This window comes from Desulfotomaculum sp. 1211_IL3151 (genome assembly GCF_036763075.1).
GTDB lineage: Bacteria > Bacillota > Desulfotomaculia > Desulfotomaculales > Desulfotomaculaceae > Desulfotomaculum.
Genome location: NZ_JBAIYV010000041.1, coordinates 141,378 through 159,060 on the forward strand (window position 1 = coordinate 141,378; position 17,683 = coordinate 159,060).

The 17,683-nt window shown below is 43.9% G+C and carries 18 protein-coding genes; all 18 read left to right on the forward strand.

Translation table 11 applies throughout. From position 1 onward, the window contains the following. Positions 1-30 precede the first annotated feature (30 nt). The 18 genes from V6C11_RS11560 to V6C11_RS11645 all read left to right on the forward strand — a co-directional run bounded on the left by V6C11_RS11560 (position 31) and on the right by V6C11_RS11645 (position 17,677). On the forward strand, positions 31-903 hold the full coding sequence (locus V6C11_RS11560) for a bifunctional 5,10-methylenetetrahydrofolate dehydrogenase/5,10-methenyltetrahydrofolate cyclohydrolase (RefSeq protein WP_333531316.1): 873 nt from the start codon (positions 31-33) through the stop codon (positions 901-903). Continuing rightward, complete coding sequence (locus V6C11_RS11565) at positions 897-1,526, forward strand: cyclodeaminase/cyclohydrolase family protein (RefSeq protein ID WP_333531317.1); 630 nt, start codon at positions 897-899, stop codon at positions 1,524-1,526. Before V6C11_RS11560 ends, V6C11_RS11565 begins: the two co-directional genes overlap by 7 nt. A gap of 17 nt (positions 1,527-1,543) precedes the next feature. Beyond that, complete coding sequence (gene xseB / locus V6C11_RS11570) at positions 1,544-1,777, forward strand: exodeoxyribonuclease VII small subunit (protein WP_333531318.1); 234 nt, start codon at positions 1,544-1,546, stop codon at positions 1,775-1,777. Between the two features lies 1 nt (position 1,778). After that, positions 1,779-2,663 carry a polyprenyl synthetase family protein gene (locus V6C11_RS11575; protein WP_333531319.1) on the forward strand — a complete coding sequence of 295 codons (885 nt, stop codon included), beginning with the start codon at positions 1,779-1,781 and terminating at the stop codon, positions 2,661-2,663. A gap of 905 nt (positions 2,664-3,568) precedes the next feature. After that, positions 3,569-4,135 (forward strand): hypothetical protein, encoded by a 567-nt coding sequence (locus V6C11_RS11580; protein ID WP_333531320.1) that lies wholly within the window; start codon positions 3,569-3,571, stop codon positions 4,133-4,135. Positions 4,136-4,162: 27 nt separating this feature from the next. Then, on the forward strand, positions 4,163-6,076 hold the full coding sequence (gene dxs / locus V6C11_RS11585; RefSeq protein ID WP_333531321.1) for a 1-deoxy-D-xylulose-5-phosphate synthase: 1,914 nt from the start codon (positions 4,163-4,165) through the stop codon (positions 6,074-6,076). A 76-nt stretch (positions 6,077-6,152) separates the two neighbouring features. Beyond that, complete coding sequence (locus V6C11_RS11590; RefSeq protein WP_333531322.1) at positions 6,153-6,959, forward strand: TlyA family RNA methyltransferase; 807 nt, start codon at positions 6,153-6,155, stop codon at positions 6,957-6,959. Positions 6,960-6,986: 27 nt separating this feature from the next. Beyond that, positions 6,987-7,514: a hypothetical protein gene (locus V6C11_RS11595; protein WP_333531323.1), complete on the forward strand. Its 528-nt coding sequence runs from the start codon at positions 6,987-6,989 to the stop codon at positions 7,512-7,514. Next, positions 7,511-8,362: an NAD(+)/NADH kinase gene (locus V6C11_RS11600; RefSeq protein WP_333531324.1), complete on the forward strand. Its 852-nt coding sequence runs from the start codon at positions 7,511-7,513 to the stop codon at positions 8,360-8,362. Before V6C11_RS11595 ends, V6C11_RS11600 begins: the two co-directional genes overlap by 4 nt. A 7-nt stretch (positions 8,363-8,369) precedes the next feature. Continuing rightward, positions 8,370-8,954 carry a class I SAM-dependent methyltransferase gene (locus V6C11_RS11605; RefSeq protein ID WP_333531325.1) on the forward strand — a complete coding sequence of 195 codons (585 nt, stop codon included), beginning with the start codon at positions 8,370-8,372 and terminating at the stop codon, positions 8,952-8,954. Beyond that, complete coding sequence (argR, locus tag V6C11_RS11610) at positions 8,944-9,402, forward strand: arginine repressor (protein WP_333531326.1); 459 nt, start codon at positions 8,944-8,946, stop codon at positions 9,400-9,402. Before V6C11_RS11605 ends, argR begins: the two co-directional genes overlap by 11 nt. Positions 9,403-9,408: 6 nt before the next feature. After that, positions 9,409-11,103 (forward strand): DNA repair protein RecN, encoded by a 1,695-nt coding sequence (gene recN, locus V6C11_RS11615; RefSeq protein WP_333531327.1) that lies wholly within the window; start codon positions 9,409-9,411, stop codon positions 11,101-11,103. 374 nt (positions 11,104-11,477) lie between these two features. Further along, positions 11,478-12,809, forward strand: coding sequence for a SpoIVB peptidase (gene spoIVB, locus V6C11_RS11620; protein WP_333531328.1), 1,332 nt, complete (start codon positions 11,478-11,480; stop codon positions 12,807-12,809). 185 nt (positions 12,810-12,994) lie between these two features. After that, complete coding sequence (gene spo0A / locus V6C11_RS11625) at positions 12,995-13,765, forward strand: sporulation transcription factor Spo0A (RefSeq protein ID WP_333531329.1); 771 nt, start codon at positions 12,995-12,997, stop codon at positions 13,763-13,765. A 224-nt stretch (positions 13,766-13,989) separates the two neighbouring features. Beyond that, positions 13,990-15,111 carry a putative cytokinetic ring protein SteA gene (steA, locus tag V6C11_RS11630; RefSeq protein WP_333531330.1) on the forward strand — a complete coding sequence of 374 codons (1,122 nt, stop codon included), beginning with the start codon at positions 13,990-13,992 and terminating at the stop codon, positions 15,109-15,111. 18 nt (positions 15,112-15,129) lie between these two features. Further along, complete coding sequence (locus V6C11_RS11635) at positions 15,130-16,056, forward strand: copper transporter (protein ID WP_333531372.1); 927 nt, start codon at positions 15,130-15,132, stop codon at positions 16,054-16,056. Continuing rightward, positions 16,013-16,702, forward strand: a complete 690-nt coding sequence (locus V6C11_RS11640) for a glycosyltransferase family 2 protein (protein ID WP_333531331.1) — start codon at positions 16,013-16,015, stop codon at positions 16,700-16,702. Before V6C11_RS11635 ends, V6C11_RS11640 begins: the two co-directional genes overlap by 44 nt. 141 nt (positions 16,703-16,843) lie before the next feature. After that, positions 16,844-17,677, forward strand: coding sequence for a hypothetical protein (locus tag V6C11_RS11645; protein ID WP_333531332.1), 834 nt, complete (start codon positions 16,844-16,846; stop codon positions 17,675-17,677). The last annotated feature ends 6 nt before the right edge of the window (positions 17,678-17,683 follow it).

A 17,683-nucleotide genomic window follows, 5' to 3' on the forward strand; every position in this document is an offset into this window, starting at 1 on the left:
GATTGATATTATTTTTTGGAAGGAGCCAGCATGACCACAATAATAGATGGAAAAAGAGTTGCAGCCATCCTGAGGGAAGAATTAAAGCAGGAAATTGCCACTGTCAAAGGGAAAGGTCTTGAACCTAAATTAGCCGTTATCCTGGTGGGGGATGATCCTGCTTCGGTGGCCTATGCCAAGTTTCTGGGCAAGGTCAGCCAAAATGCAGGTGTTTTGTTTGAACTTTATCCACTTTCAAAGGATTCTAGCCAAGAGGAAGTTATCCTCAAGATAAATGGCCTAAATGATGATAGGACTGTGCATGGCATTTTGATGATGATGCCATTACCCTCCCAGATTAATAAACAAAGGGTGATGGAAGCAATTTCGCCGTTGAAGGATGTTGATGGCTTGCATCCCTTTAATCGGGGACATTTGATTAGCGGGGGTATGTGTTTGCGTCCTGCCACTCCTTTGAGCTGCCTGGAGATCCTGAAACGCTCGGGTATTTCCTTGGAAGGAAAGCATATGGTGGTTGTGGGTCGTGGTGAAACAGTGGGTAAGCCGCTAATATTTATGGCATTGGCAGAAAACAGTACCGTAACGGTATGTCATAGCCGAACCAAGTGTCTAAGAGACTTTACCAGGCAGGGGGACATTGTAATTTCTGCGGTGGGTAAACCGGGGTTAATTACTGCGGATATGATTAAGCCCGGCGCAGTGGTAGTGGATGCCGGTATCTCTGAGGTTGCCGGCAATATCCTGGGTGATGTGGATTTTGCACAGGTTAAAGAAATAGCCAGTGCGATCACACCTGTACCAGGGGGAGTGGGCAGCCTAACCACCGTCCTGATGTTAAAGAACGTGCTTAAGGGAATGAAACTTCAGATGGCACATGAGATAGGAGTGAACCCCAGTTGTTAAGTTACCTTAATTGGTCCGTGGACGACCTTTTTACCAGGGCAGCAGCACCGGAACCAGAGCCAGGTGGCGGGGGGGTCTCGGCAATTTCTGCGGTCCTTGGCCTGGGCATGCTTGCCATGGTGGCCAAAATCTCCTTGGAAAAAGAGAAAGACCGGCAGCTAACGGATAAATTAAAGGAAATTCTGGTAATCCTGGGGGAAAACTCCTCATCCTTAAAGGCTTTGACCCAGCAGGATATGGAAGCTTACCAGGAGTTTCGACAGGCCCTGTCGCTGCCCAATAAAACCCCTGAGGAAAAAGCTCTGCGAGGAGAAAGGAAACAACAGGCTGCGATCCTTGCGGCAAAGGTCCCCTTGGAGATGGCCCACTGTTGTCTTCGGGGACTACGAGCAGCCAAAGACTTAGCCCATATTGGCAGCAAATATGCTATCAGTGACGTGGGAGTGGGCGCCAACCTGCTTGAAGCGGCCCTTAAGGGAGCTTTGCTTTTAGTGGATGCCAATATTCCTTATATAAATTTATCGAGTAAAACAAATGAATTGATAAGTCAAAGAACAACTCTTTTGGCAGAAGCAATAGAAATAAGTCTGGTTACCCAAAAAACAGTTCAAGAAAGAATGTAAAACTGGGGGACAAAACAATGGAAGAAAATAATCAAACCTTTGAACAGGCCTTGACCCGATTAGAAGAAGTTGTGCGAGAGTTGGAATCAACCCAGCTGCCCCTAAATCAGGCTTTGGATTTATTTGCCGAAGGGATTGCCTTATCCAAGTATTGCAACAACCTATTGGAGCAGGCGGAGCAAAAGATCAGTGTGCTAATGGCAGATGGTGAAATTAGAGATGCATCCATTGCCCTGTCAGGAGGAAATTGACGTGACCTTTAATGAGGAATTAAAACAGTGGTCAAAAGAGGTTGATCTTGCTTTAGAGCATTATCTGCCGTCTGCAGAGACCTATCCCATGATAATTCATGAAGCCATGCGCTATAGTGTTTTTGCCGGGGGCAAAAGATTAAGGCCTATTTTGGTAATGGCAGCGGCCCGGGCGGTGGGGGGCAGCAAAGAGAAAGTAATGCCTGTGGCCTGTGCCCTGGAACTGATTCATACCTATTCACTGGTGCATGATGATTTACCGGCCATGGATAATGATGACTTTAGACGCGGACGTCCCACAAATCATAAAGTATATGGGGAAGCAATGGCCATCCTGGTGGGTGATGCCTTACAAACCTTAGCCTTTGAATTAATTGCCCAGGCCGCAGAAGATTTCCCTGCCGCAGCAGTCAATCGGGTAACCTGGGAAATAGCGAGAGCAGCCGGTTCAGGGGGCCTGATAGGTGGTCAAGTGGTTGATCTGCTATCCGAAAAGCAGGAAATAAATGGAGCCACCTTAGAGTATATTCATAGGCATAAAACAGGTGCTTTATTTAGGGCGGCCATCCGGGCTGGTGCCATTCTAGGTGGGGCCACAGACAGTCAATTAGAGTCACTGACCCAATACGCTGAACAAATGGGATTGGCTTTTCAGATAAAGGATGATTTGTTGGATATTGAGGGTGATGAGGTAAAAATTGGTAAGCCCTTGGGCAGCGATCTAAAAAATCAAAAATCCACCTACCCGGCTATTTATGGTCTGGCTAATACCAAAAAAATGGCCGCAAGTGCCGCGGCAGAAGCAGTCAATGCATTAAAAGTTTTTAATCAGGAAGCGGAATTTTTAAGAGATATGATGCATTTTATTATCAATAGGGATCATTAGAAAATTATGCCCTTAAGGGTGCGCCAGGCCCATAGCGCACCCTCTTTAGGGCATAACCTAAAGGTCACAGGCAAGCGAGCCTTCGCTTTTCTTAATACGATCATCCTTAAAATCTTATACTTTCTGATAGTGCTAAAACCAAGCTTGAGCGATTGTCCATTTGAAAGAAAGAGTTTTTAGCGAGAATTTAGTCTTTCTTTCTGTTCGTGGGTCTAGTTTAACTTCAGGTGACATTTGAGACAGAAGTTTTCACATGTTATAATTCATAACGTACTTGAAACATAAGTTAATTGTAAGTGATGCAGTATCCTAGTCAACATTACCCTTCTGAAGACGGGCCTAAAAATCCGTTAAGGGCACATCGATGAAGTTCCTGGTTCTGGCTTTTGACGCCCAGTTGGGGGCTGGTACTGGGAGTTAAGGGGATGGGGCGACCTGCAATGGCATGTGGGTATCGACCCCGTCCCCGTGGAGACCCAAGTGCGTGGGGAGTCGGAAACGGCGAACTATGGCTTGGTTGTTAACCTGCATGTGGTGGGAAGCTGCGTGCAGTGTAGCCTGACTTGAAGTGGCATTGGTGGATTCCTCTGGTACAATCATACATACGGGCCCGTATGTATGATTGTGGGTTGAAACCCTTGCTGCAAAAGAGTCTAAGAAGGATTAATGTTGTCGAGGAAAACTCCTAGGCTGTTCGGCACCTGCCGAGGCAGATCAGGGATTAAAGTGTGGACTAAGTGGTAATCTAGCTCTGAGAGCGGCGACGCCTCGGATAGGGTTTAAAGGGAAACCGCCGGTTTGGCGACAGCCGGTACCGCTATGGGAAAACCTGCTGGACCTAAGCCACAACATTTACCTGATCTGCTACTCACTTATTACTATTTACATAAATGGAGTGAAAATTTTTGGGAAACCACAAAACCAATGTTTCTAGTCGGTATGTGTTTTTTATATTCATCGGTTCATTCTCATTAGCTGTTCTTTTTTCATTGTTATCTGAAACTATGACAAGGATCGTAAAAAGTGTTATTATATCCTTGTCCGGATTGCTATTTATTATACTAATAGGAATTTTTGCTGATATTATTGGGACCGCAGTAACTGCTGCCCAGGAGGCACCTTTTCATGCCAAAGCCGCCAAACGTATTCGCGGGGCAAAAGAAGGTGTTTTTTTATTACGCAATGCCGATAAAGTTGCCAATATATGCAATGATGTGATTGGGGATATTGCAGGAACCGTAAGTGGTGCTTTAGGTATATCAATTATGGTTAAAATAATCAATAGTAATCCCAAATTAGATGCCCTATGGGCCAATATAGTAATGACCGCACTAATTGCCTCCCTAACAGTTTCCGGTAAAGCGATGGGAAAAGCACTAGCCGTAACCAGGGCAAATGATGTAATATTCTTTGTAGGAAGGTTTTTGGCATATTGGGATATTACGGACAAAAAGTCTGTTAAAAAGAAGTAAAAGGTCTAAAAAGAGGGTGGACATTGATTGGATTCCTTATTAAAAAATATTTCTAGTCCCAAGGATATAAAAAGCCTAAATATGAAACAACTGAAGGGTTTAGCTCACGAAATAAGAGATGTGATCATTCAAACCGTCTCTCAAACCGGCGGCCATCTAGCACCAAACTTAGGGGTGGTGGAGCTTACGATTGCTTTGCACCGGGTTTTTGAGACACCCCAGGACCGCTTAATTTGGGACGTTGGACACCAAAGTTATGTACATAAATTGCTTACCGGCCGCCTGGAGCAGTTTGCAACTTTGCGCCAATATGGCGGTATCAGCGGCTTTCCTAAACCGGGGGAGAGTATCCATGATGCCTTTGCCACCGGCCATAGCAGCACCTCCATATCCGCCGCTCTGGGCATGGCTTTAACCAGGGATCTCAAGGGAGAAAATAATTCTGTGGTTGCGGTCATCGGTGATGGGTCTATGACTGGCGGTATGGCCTTTGAAGCGATGAACCACGCCGGCCATCTAAGGACCAATATGATTGTTGTCTTAAATGATAATGAAATGTCGATTGCACCAAATGTTGGAGCCTTGTCCGGGTATTTAAGCAGGTTAAGAACGGACCCCAAATATTCTAAGGGTAAAGATGAAATCTCAGATTTATTGCAAAAATTACCCCATGGTTCTAAACTGCTAAAATTAGCAGATCGGTTAAAGGACAGTCTAAAATATTTAGTGGTTCCCGGAATGCTTTTTGAAGAACTTGGTTTTACCTATCTTGGGCCAGTTGATGGACATGACATCAAAGCGGTTATTACCATGCTGCAGCAGGCTAAAACCGTAAGTGGTCCAGTGTTAGTTCATGTGCTTACGAAAAAGGGCAAAGGATATCAGCCAGCAGAACAAAACCCGGATTCTTATCATGGGGTGGGTCCCTTTGACCCGGATACCGGCGTAGTAAAGAAAAGCGAGGGCCCCCCAAGTTATACCGAGGTATTTGGGAAAACTCTTGTACAGCTGGCTAAAGAGGATGAAAGAGTGATTGGCATTACAGCAGCCATGCCCAGCGGTACAGGTTTAAACTACTTTGCCAAGGAGTTTCCCAAAAGGTACTTTGATGTGGGAATTGCCGAACAGCATGCCATAACCATGGCCGCAGGCATGGCTGCATCGGGGTATCGACCTGTGACAGCCATTTATTCAACATTTATGCAAAGGGCTTACGACCAACTCTTACATGATGTCTGCATGCAGAATTTACCCGTTACCTTTGCCATGGACAGAGGTGGTCTGGTGGGGGATGACGGTCCCACCCATCATGGTGTCTTTGACTTGTCCTTTTTACGCAATGTACCGAATCTAATCATTATGTCCCCGAAGGATGAAGCTGAATTACAACATATGTTTAAAACAGCTGTGTTCTATGATGGACCTGTGGCGATAAGATATCCCCGGGGCAATGGTGTGGGGGTTTCCTTAGCGGAGTCGCTAAAGTGTCTGCCCATTGGCAGGGGTGAAGTAGTAAGAGAGGGTACCGACGTGCTTCTCCTGGCCATTGGCAACATGGTGCAGGAAGCATTAAAGGCTGCTGAGTCTTTAAGTGCCCAGGGTATTGAGGCTGCGGTGATCAATGCCCGGTTTGCCAAGCCCCTGGATGAAGAACTTATCTTAAACTATGTTAAACGTATTGGGAATGTCGTAACCATAGAAGAACATGTTCTGGCTGGGGGTTTTGGCAGTGCTGTTCTTGAACTAATCGAATCAGCCGAACTTACGGATATCAAAATAAAAAGAATGGGCATTCCCGATGAATTTGTTGAACATGGCACCCAAGACATCTTAAGGGCCAATTATAACTTGACGTCTAATGGAATTGTTGATACTGTACTAAAAAATGGTGTACAAAACACGAAAATTCGTTCTTTAAAAGCTGTTCTTAAAAAAAGATAGATGGCCATGCTGCAAGGCAATCAACGGCTCATGGCCATCTTTCAAGCTAGCAAATTAAATTGGAGGCAATTTTACTTTGGCTGTTACCAGAGAACGTTTAGATGTCTATCTCGTAAACAATGGTTTTTTTCCCAGTCGGGAAAAGGCCCGAGCCGCGGTGATGGCCGGGCTCGTTTTTGTTGATGGGGAACGGGTAGATAAACCGGGTCATCCGGTGAAAGCAGAGGTTAAGGTACAAGTACAGGGCAATAAATTACCCTATGTTAGCCGTGGCGGCCTCAAATTGGAAAAAGCGATCAAGGCGTTTAAGATTGATTTAAAGGATCGAGTCGTCATTGATATCGGGGCATCCACCGGGGGTTTTACTGATTGCGCCCTGCAAAATGGAGCCAGCTTGGTTTATGCAGTGGATGTCGGCTATGGGCAACTGGCCTGGAAGCTTCGCTCAGACCCCAAAGTAATTAGTATGGAGCGTACCAATGTTAGATACCTAGAACCGGAAGCCTTGCCGGAAAAGCCCAGTTTTGCCACCATCGATGTATCTTTTATTTCACTGGCATTGGTGCTGCCCCGGGTAGACCTCCTAACAGAACCGATGACAGAAGGAGTTGCCTTGATTAAGCCGCAATTTGAGGCAGGCCGGGAGAGGGTCGGCAAAAAGGGAGTCGTTCGTGACCCGGCTGTCCATGTGGAGGTAATTGAAAAGATACTCAGGATCGTTCATGATTTAGGCTGGCAGGTGGCGGGTCTGGACTTTTCCCCGGTGCGCGGTCCCGAAGGAAATATTGAGTACTTACTCTACTTTACCAAGGGGCAACAGGGCAAGTTCATTGAACCCAAGGTCCAAGAAATTGTAAAGTGTGCCCATGGTACACGGGAGTAACCATCCGAAGCTATGGGAGGTGTTATGATGCTTCCTAGCGATTTTTTGATTATCGGCGTCATTATTGGAGCTGTCATCATTTATAATTTTCTTAAACGAGGCCAATCCTATATTGCTAGAAGAAGAGTGTTAAAGGCAGGCAGAGCGGAGAGCGCTGCCAGGAAATACTTAGAAGCAGAGGGCTATACGGTGCTGGCAGTACAGGAGCGGGTACCTGTTGTGACAAAGGTCAATGGTAAGCCCCATCAAAGCTATATTAAGGCCGATCTAATTGTACAAAAAGGGAAACAAATTTTTGTGGTGGATGTAAAAACGGGGGAAACGGCTCAAAGGCCGGTTTCACCGGAGATACGAAGGCAATTGCTGGAATACTTTTTAATTTATCGTCCTGACGGGGTTCTGGTTTTGGATATGGATAACAAAAAACTATATCGGCTTGAATTTGAAATTGATTTTCCTTCCCCAAAGGGAATCAAGCCGATGCCATACCTCCTTACCTTTTGTGCCGGCATACTCTTAACCTATATTTTGTTAAAAGGGGGAAATATCAGTTGAACACCATCGGACTGGTGGTCAACAGCAATAAGGGCGATTTGTCAATACCAGTTCGGGAGGTTATTTCCTGGCTGGCTGAGCAGCAGATAAAGGTTTTATACAATCAGGAAAGCGCAACACTTTTGGGCTGTCCGGAACAAGGTATGCCAACCCGGGAACTGGGCAATCATTGTGATTGCATTATGGTTTGGGGTGGCGACGGGACACTGCTGAATTGTGCGAGACAAACTGCATCCACTGGCATCCCTATTTTTGGGGTTAATTTGGGACGTTTGGGTTTTTTGACAGAAATCGATGTCCCAGACCTCAGGGAAAAGCTGCAGGCCTTAATTGCTGGACATTATTACATAGAAGAAAGAATGATGTTAGAGACTAGGTTGATACGTGATGACCGGGTTATCGAGCAAGCTCTTTGCTTAAATGATGCGGTTGTCTCCAAAGGTGCTTCCTCGCGCATGGTTCAACTCAATATTTTAGTTAATAATGAATTTGTAGGAATGTTTGCAGCGGATGGCGTGATTATAGCCAGTCCCACTGGTTCCACGGCCTACTCCCTATCCGCAGGCGGACCGATCATATCACCGGATATGGAGGCTGTCGCAATCACGCCTATTTGCCCCCATTCCTTATCTAGCCGCCCGATGGTGATAGCCCCAGAAAGCATCGTTGAAATAAAGGTGTTGCCCTGTATAGAGAATGTGGGACTAAACTTAGACGGGCAGTATGGTGTAGCTTTAAAGGGATCAGACCGGATACTAATTAAGAAAGCTCCGATAAAAGCGCGCTTTCTAAAAATAGAAAAAACAGGATTTTTTAAAGTTCTTAGGGAAAAGTTAAAGGAGTGGTAGAGCGGTTTTGATTAATTGGTTTGCGGTAGCTAGAATAGGCCACTATTTTTTAGCTGAAATCTTAGGCCCTGGTGATACAGCCCTGGATGGGACCATGGGCAACGGATATGATACCTTATTCTTGGCCCAAAGTGTAGGCTGCCAAGGTAAAGTCTATGCCTTTGATATTCAAGCACAGGCTATCCAAAGAACCAAAGAAAGATTAGCTTCACACGGAGTATTGGATCAGCGGATAGAGCTGATACAGGATGGGCACCAAAATATAGGTAAATATATCAAGCAACCCATTAAGGCAGCTATTTATAATCTAGGTTATCTGCCCGGGGGCAATCATGAAATCATTACAGAAACAGAAACAACCCTGAGAGCGATGAATGAAACACTGAACTTGCTTGTTTCTAGGGGAAGAATCGTTATTGTTGTCTACCCAGGGCACCCGGGGGGGCAACAGGAGCAAGAGGCTATTGAACAACTGGTCTCTACGTTGGATACACAAAAATTTAAGGTTTTAAAATTGACCCTATTTAACAGTCCTCCCTCAGCACCAGGGGTCATTTTTATCGAAAAGGCGGGGGAAAAAAGTGAAAACTAGAAGACAGGCTAAAATACTTGAATTAGTAAGGGAAAGAGCGATTGAAACCCAGGAAGAGCTGGCTGCCATATTGCGGGCGGAGGGCTTTGAAGTGACCCAAGCAACCGTATCCAGGGATATTAAAGAATTAAGTCTGGTGAAAATTCCTGGTGAAAATAATAATTCCTATTATGCTTCGCCAGATGAACCGGTGCTTAGAAGAGGCGGCGAGGATCGGTTAAAAAGGTTGGTTCGTCTATCCCTGACGGATATTAACTCCAGCGAAAACCTAATTATTCTGAAGACACCCCCAGGGGAAGCTCAGGGCATGGCCTCAGCCATTGATCATTCCCATTGGCCGCAAATTATTGGGACAGTGGCAGGGGACGATACCATCCTAATTATTGTTAAACCCAAAGAGGCAACACCAGAGGTTGTGCAGAGGTTCCTTGAATTAGCAAGGGGGTAGATAGCTTTGCTCCAAGCATTATACATTAAAAATTTTGCTCTGATTGATGATGTAGAGGTTAATTTTGAGCGTGGTTTAAATGTAATCACCGGGGAAACCGGAGCAGGTAAGTCAATGCTGATTGATGCCCTGCAGGTTGCCCTGGGTAGTAGAGCATCCGTGGACTTTATCCGGTCTGGCAGAGATAAGGCCACTGTTCAGGCTACCTTTGATCTAGCAGGACTATCCTGGTTAAAAGAAAAACTGGATGATGCGGGTATCGATTACGAGGAGGATAATTTACTGATCCTCTCCCGGGAATTGAGTCGCAATGGGAAGAATACTTGTAGAGTTAACGGCAGACCTATTAATTTAGGGGTTTATAGAGAAATAGGCAGCGGCTTAATTGATATGTTAGGCCAACATGAACAGCAGTCACTTTTAAACCAGGAAAAGCACCGTTGGTTGTTGGACAGGCTGGGCGGCCAGAAGACCCTTCATCAGTTGGATGAAGTAAAAAACCGATATAGCCAGTGGAAAAAAGCCACCACCGAGGCTAGGGAACTGGCAACAAACGCTAGGGAACTGGCCCGCAGGTTGGATATGTTATCCTTTCAAACAAAGGAAATTGCCAAGGCCAATTTAACGGAAGATGAAGAAGAAGAACTGATTGCGGAACGTAGGTTATTAATAAATGCTGAGAGAATTACCCGCTTAAGTGGGGAGATCTATGATTATCTTTATGGTGGGGAGACCACTTTAACCCCAGCGGTGGATGCAGTGGGTAAAGCGTCCGTTTTCCTTAGGGAGCTGGTGGAAATTGACGATAGTTTAACCGGCCTATTAGAAAATTTAGACGCGGTTCTTTATCAGTTGGAGGATGTGTCCAGAGAAATATCCTCCTATCGTGATCAGCTGGAATTTAACCCCGAACGGTTGGATCAAATTGAAAACAGACTTTCCTTAATCAAACAATTGAAATATAAATATGGTTCTTCCATAAAGGAAATACTAGACTATCAAGAAACAGCACGGACAGAGATAGAAAAAGTGTCTGACAGCACCAAGCAGGCAGAGGAATTAAAGGATATTATTGAAAACTTAGAGCAGCAGTGGCTTAGCTATGCTAAAAAACTTAGCAAGCTCCGGCAGGAAGCTGCCCAACAGTTAGAGCACCAAGTGGCACAGGAATTAAAACATTTAGAAATGAGCGGCATTGATTTTCGGGTAGGTTTCACTGAAAAAACGGGGATCACGGTTCAGGGCTTGGAAGAAGTGGAGTTTCTTATTGCACCCAATCCGGGAGAACCCTTGCGCCCTCTGCAAAAGATTGCCTCCGGCGGTGAACTCTCCCGAATCATGTTAGGCCTAAAGGTGCTTTTATCTGGAGTGGATGAGGTACCCACCCTGATCTTTGATGAAATAGATACCGGAGTGGGTGGTAAAGCACTACAGGCCATTGGTGAAAAGCTAGCTTTAATTGGGCAAAGCAGGCAGGTTATCTGTGTTACCCACGGCGCACAGGTGGCTTGTTTTGCAGATAATCACTATCTTATCAGCAAATCAGTTGTCGGTGGGCATGCCAAAACATCCGTGGAGAAACTTGATCAAGCAGGCAGAGTGGAGGAATTATCCCGAATGCTGGCTGGACGAGAAATAACAGACGCTGTTAAGGATCATGCCGCACAAATGTTAAAAATGTCGGCAAGTTATAAGAAATAAAGCCATCAGCCAGAACGAACAATCCTCAAAGGAGCTTTTTATATAAAATGTTTTCTTCGGTTACTTGGTAAACATACCCATAATATACATAAAAAGGCTGAAGGCGGATGATTGAAAACGGTTGCGAGAAGCAACCGTTTTTTTAATGAAACGGAAAAGTAAACAAAACTTTCAAATAGCATCTCAGGGTATGATTTTATTGAATTCGGCAATTTTCGGCAAAAAAGCCATGAGTAAAAGCATTTTTATGAGGTTATCTTAAGCTTACAAATATTTTTAAGCTTTTTTTCAAGATATCTTTAATTTCCATTCATGCCATATACACGGGGGTGATTTAAAAAACCTGCTAATGAAAATTAAAGGAGGGGCTGTACTTGGACTACCGGAAACAGAAATTGCCAGCAGTATTACTGGTGGTTATCTTTTTGGGCCTTTGTTTACAGCTACCGTTCCAGGTCGTACAAAATCTGCCGCCCCAGCAGCGGGTAGCAGTGGGAGAAAAGATTGATTTTCAGCTTAATCTACCCAAAATTTTTACCGATCAATTTGAATTTAAAATTGATGGAGTGCCTGCTTTTTATTTAGGGCAAGCTGCACCGGTGGCAGCAAAACCGGGGGAATTGAAAGTACAGGTAAAGTTATTTGGTTTTATACCGGTTAGAGAAATGATGGTCAGTGTTGTACCAGAGATTAAAGTGATACCGGGTGGCCAAGCCATCGGAGTTATGATGAATTCAGAAGGTGTTATGGTGGTTGGCAGGTCTTCAATTATAGATGGGCAGGGAAAACGTCACAATCCGGCGGCCGAAGCAGGTGTGAAACTGGGGGACATTTTAATAAAAATTAATGGTGTTAAAGTAGAAACGGAGGGACAAGTACGGGATCAAATCAATAATTTGGGTAAAACAGGAAAACCACTGGTTTTAATACTAAAAAGTAAGAACACCCAAAAGCCTTATAATGCAACCATTACCCCTATTTTCTGTAATGAAACAAAGCGTTATCGAGTAGGTTTATTTGTTAGAGACAGTACGGCTGGGGTGGGGACAATGACTTTCTACCACCCGGAAACACGATCCTATGGTGCCCTGGGCCATATAATTACCGATGTAGATACCTGTCAGCCTATAAACCTAAACGGCGGTAAAGTAGTGGGAGCCACTATAGAGGGCATTAGAATGGGGAAAAAGGGTCAACCAGGAGAAAAGTTAGGGGTATTTAGTGCAGAAGAGGGGATTTCAGGAAATATCATTAAGAATACCAACTGTGGTATCTTTGGTATTTTGGACCAGGAACCTAAAAATAATTATAGTAAAAGAGCCATTCCTGTGGCTATGACTGCAGAAATACAGGAAGGCCCAGCTGAAATATATACCGTTCTTAACAATAATAGAATTGAAAAGTTTAGCATTGAAGTGCAGCAAGTTATTCCCAATGGTAAGGCAGAGGGAAAAGGGATGATTATTAAAATTACGGATCCCAGACTTCTGGCGAAAACCGGAGGGATCATCCAAGGAATGTCAGGAAGTCCGATCGTTCAAGACAATAAGCTAATCGGTGCGGTTACGCATGTTTTTGTCAACGACCCGGCACGTGGTTATGGGGTCCTTGCGGAATGGATGTTATATAATTCGGGTGCCATTTCCAAACATGTTAGTATAAGAAAAAATGAAAAAAATGACGAGAGAAGCATTATAGCCTGTTAAGATGCTCAAAATAACAAAATTTAGCCAAATTTCTGTCGAAATCAATCAATTTAAGCTAAAAAGTAAATTTTTACCTTTTTAAGAAGGAGTTTATACCCCGCCTGTCGAAACTAATAGAGCATCAGAAATAGATTTCCAATATATAGAAAAATAAAGAGAAAAAATAGGAGGCGGGGTTTTAAACTATGATGAGAAAGGCGATCAAGGTTTTAATTGCTGATGATAACAAGGATTTCTGTGAATTGCTGAAGGAGTTTATCAATCAGCAGGACGATTTTGAACTTGTTGGGATTGCCAACAATGGACTGGAAGCCTTGGAAATAATTAATTCTCAAGCACCAGACGTAATGGTTTTGGACATTATCATGCCCCACTTAGATGGCATTGGTGTTTTAGAAAAAATATCAACCGGTTTAGTTGCTCATAAACCAAAGGTAATTATGTTAACAGCCTTTGGACAAGAAAGCGTTACTTCCCGGGCCGTAGAATTAGGAGCAGATTATTATATTTTAAAACCTTTTGATTTTGCCGTGTTGGCAACTAGAATTCGCCAACTTGCTGATGGCGTGCAGGTAGCACAATATATTTCTCCTAGTAAACCTCGTAATTTGGATGTTGCGGTTACAAACATTATTCATGAAATGGGAGTGCCCGCTCACATTAAGGGATATCATTATTTAAGAGAAGCCATATTATGTGTAATTAATGAGGTTGGCCTTTTAGGGGCAGTCACAAAAGAACTATATCCAATGATTGCCCAAAAGTATCAAACAACCCCCAGCAGAGTGGAAAGGGCCATCCGTCATGCCATTGAACTTGCCTGGGATCGCGGCAACATTGAGATGATGACCAAGTTCTTCGGCTACACCATCAACCTAGAACGTGGAAAACCCACGAATTCCGAGTTTATTGCCATGGTGGCAGATAAACTTAGAATAGAGAGTAAAGTAAGTTAAGAAAAGATAAAAGCTAAAAAACACCTCTTAAGAGGTGTTTTTTAGTGGGACAAGGGGATAGGTTATTTGTCCCATGGATACCCCCTTGATAGGGCAATGGTTTTACGTAAATAATTAAGAGGGGAATGGGATTGAAAATAAATGGTATAAAATACCAGTTGATATACTTGACTTAAATATTTGATAACATTAGAATGAAGGTGTTAAGGTGGTGATTTGTGTAAGTGAATATTAAAGCAATCGCCAGAGTAGATAAACGAACAAAGGATTTAGCTAAAAGAATTCATGCCAATGAAATAGCTGTTATCTGTCACCATGATTTGGATAAGGTAGCTGCGGATTCATTAATTGCTGCAAGGGTGAAGGCTGTTATAAACGCCGAACCTTCATTAAGCGATGATTACCCTAACTTAGGTCCCATCACACTCCTTGAGGCTGGTATTCCCATCATTGATAATGTAGGGAAAGATATTATGGAACGAGTTCAAGACGGGGACGAATTAGAAATTCGGGGGGATATTGTTTATCAAGGCGGGCAGATTTTAGCAGAAGGAGTATCTTTATATCTCCAACAAGTTAAAGAGCACATGGAACAGTCCCGAAGCCGTATGGATCGGGTTTTATCCCGTTTTATTCATAATACTTTGGACTATGCTAAAAATGAAGTGGACTTTGTTTGTGGCGGATTACTTATTCCTGAAGTTAATACCACCTTTAAAGGCAGGCACACCCTGATTGTTGTTAGGGGTCACAATTATAAACAAGACTTAAATGCAATTAAATCCTATATTGACGAAGTTCACCCCCTATTGATCGGTGTCGATGGTGGGGCGGATGCATTGCTGGAGTTTGGCTATAAGCCTGACTTGATTATAGGTGATATGGATAGTACCACAGACAAGGCACTTTGCAGTGGATCAGAGCTAGTTGTACATGCCTATCCCGATGGCAGGGCACCGGGCATGGAAAGAATAAATAACCTTGGGTTATCTGCTAAAGTTTTTCCCGCTCCGGGAACCAGTGAAGATATTGCCATGATGTTGGCCTATGAAAAGGGTACGGAACTGATTGTGGCAGTGGGCACCCACTCAAATATGTTAGACTTTTTGGAGAAGGGCCGTAAAGGCATGTCGAGTACCTTTTTGGTGCGATTAAAGGTCGGAGATATTTTAGTTGATGCGAAAGGGGTTAGTCAGCTTTACAAAAGCCGTGTTAAAATGAAGTACGTAGGCCAGATATTATTAGCGGGCCTCGTTCCATTGACAGTGGTCATTGCCATGGCCCCACCCACAAGGGAATTATTTAGGCTGCTGGTGCTGAATGTTCGTTTAATCTTTGGAGTTTAGGAGGCAGGAAATCCTTTGATGATTGATTATCGCTACCATATTGCTTCCCTCGTGGCTGTATTTATTGCTTTGGGCATAGGCATTTTGGTAGGTAGTGCGGTACTGGGGAATGAGGGTATTGTTGAACGTCAAAAACAATTGGCGGATCGCTTAGAGGTTCAACTGGAGGAATTAAGAGAAAAAAATGAAGCTGTACAAGCCAGGGCCAATAATCTTGAGATCGATAATAATATCCAAAAACAATTTGAGAAGCAGGTATTACCACCCTTAGTAGCTGGAAAATTAGCCGGTAAGCGTTTGGCTATCATTGAGACCAATAGTTATGGCTTCTTGGATGATATAATTAGCACGCTAACCATGTCCGGCGCAACGGTACAGTCTGTCACAACGGTAATGGATGGTTTTGATTTAACTGGCAGAAAAGACCGTTTAATAAATGAATTTAATCTTAAAGAAATTGACGATCAGAAAGTTGTAAAATACCTATCGACAGAAACTGCCAAGGGTATCTTAACAGGTGAAAAGCAGGCTTTGCTTAATACTTTGGCACAAGTCGATTTGCTTAAATTGTCCGGGGATTATGGTGTACCAATCGATGGGATAATATTCATTGGTGGAAGTCAGGATCAAATGTTGGTTAAGACAGAGATTTTAGACTACGCCATGATTGATTACTTTTTACAGCAAAAACTCCCGGTCTTTGGAGTTGAAGAAACCAATGTAAGCTTTTCCTATATGAAATCTTATCAGAAAAAGAGAATCAGCACGGTGGATAACGTTGAAACAGTTCCAGGTCAATTGGCCCTTGTTATGGCCATCGCAGGAAAGCCGGGACATTACGGGGTTAAGCCCACTGCCAAACAGTTACTACCACCCTTTGAGTCAACTGGAGGTGTAGGAAGTGGCCAGTCCGGTCAAGGTGTCAGTGGTAATCCCAGCCCATAATGAAAGTGAAAGAATTTCCGATACCATAAAAGGGATTCAAAGAATTCCGGAGGTATCGGAAATTATTGTTGTTGATGATGCGTCCACGGATGAAACTGCAAATTTGGCAGAGCAGTCAGGGGCCACCGTAATTAGGTTAACCCCCAATATGGGTAAAGGCGGTGCACTAAACGAAGGGATTACCAAGGTGACCGGGGATATCGTAGCCCTTTTAGATGGTGACCTGGGAAGTAGTTCCAGTGAAGCCAGGGCCCTTATTATACCTATATTAAATAATTCTGCAGATATGACCATTGCCCAATTTCCCCGCGCTCGCAAGAAGGGTGGGTTTGGGCTGGTAAAAAATTTGGCGCGCGCTGGTATCCGGTACTTTACTGGCCTGGAGAGTAATGCCCCTTTATCCGGTCAAAGGGCAATGACACGGCAGGTACTGGAAACAGTTACTCCCTTTGCCTCGGGTTACGGCGTTGAAGTAGCCCTAACCATAAAGGTGGCCAGGGCCGGCTTTCGGGTTTTGGAGGTTCCCACGCAAATGTCCCATTCTGAAACGGGCAGGGATTTAAAGGGTTTTATGCACCGAGGGAAGCAATTTGTACACGTAGCAAGGGTTCTCACCGGGTGCCTAATTAAATATGGCCTGAAATAAAATACCATTACCTGGATATACTTATAAAAGGTTAACTTTTTAGGCTTTGGGTCGACATAATTCGAGCAGAAATCCTCTGTCACCATCGTGACATCACCCGAAAGCTAAAAGCGAATGGCTAACAGCTAAACGAGGTGTACCATGACTCAAGAGATATATTTCCATTTTGCTATTTCTTTGCTCATTACATATATAATTGCCAGGCTGATCCTGACGAGTATCTTAAGATTGATTACCGAGGCAGGATATGTACGGCCTAATTTTCGGGGGGATCAGATACCAGTTGGGGTAGGACTTTTATTTTTTTTAAGTGCTCTTATACCAACTGGCGTGTTAATATTTCTTGACGAAGATACCTACCAGCTTGGTGGGTTACTTTATTTGTTTGTCCTTGGCTCCATGACTTTACTTGGCATGACAGATGATATTTTTGGCTCCCGGGCTGATAGCGGACTAAAGGGTCACTTGAAAAAAATGCTGCGGGGAGAATTAACCACGGGTGGCCTTAAGCTGGTCACCGGGGGTATCATGTCCCTGGTAGTGGCCGTAAATATCAGCAACCATTGGCTTGAGGTTATTACCAATACCCTGGTTATTGCCCTATCTGTTAATGCAATTAATTTACTGGATCTGAGACCGGGCAGAGCTGGCAAAGGCTATTTATTGGCAGTGGGAATGCTGCTTTTAGCCAGTTGGCCGGCAAATCATTTAGTGTGGGGTGTTATCACGGCGGGTGCCTTGCTGGCATATCTCCCCAGTGACCTTAAGGCAAGGGCAATGATGGGGGATACAGGCTCGAATGCTCTGGGTGCCAGTATCGGTATTACCTCTGTGCTGGTTTTACCTGAAAATCTTAAAATAGGTTATTTACTATTTCTCATTGCCTTTCATATTTTTACCGAAAAGTATAGCCTAACAAAGGTTATCGAGAGGAATAAAATGTTAAATTTCTTAGACCAGCTTGGGAGGAATTAATCATAA

Coding starts and splice junctions, on each gene's coding strand:
- V6C11_RS11560 (WP_333531316.1), top strand. CDS start 31: ATGACCACAATAATAGATGGAAAAAGAGTTGCAGCCATCCTGAGGGAA.
- xseB (WP_333531318.1), top strand. CDS start 1,544: ATGGAAGAAAATAATCAAACCTTTGAACAGGCCTTGACCCGATTAGAA.
- V6C11_RS11595 (WP_333531323.1), top strand. CDS start 6,987: ATGCTTCCTAGCGATTTTTTGATTATCGGCGTCATTATTGGAGCTGTC.
- spo0A (WP_333531329.1), top strand. CDS start 12,995: ATGATGAGAAAGGCGATCAAGGTTTTAATTGCTGATGATAACAAGGAT.
- V6C11_RS11635 (WP_333531372.1), top strand. CDS start 15,130: ATGATTGATTATCGCTACCATATTGCTTCCCTCGTGGCTGTATTTATT.
- V6C11_RS11645 (WP_333531332.1), top strand. CDS start 16,844: ATGACTCAAGAGATATATTTCCATTTTGCTATTTCTTTGCTCATTACA.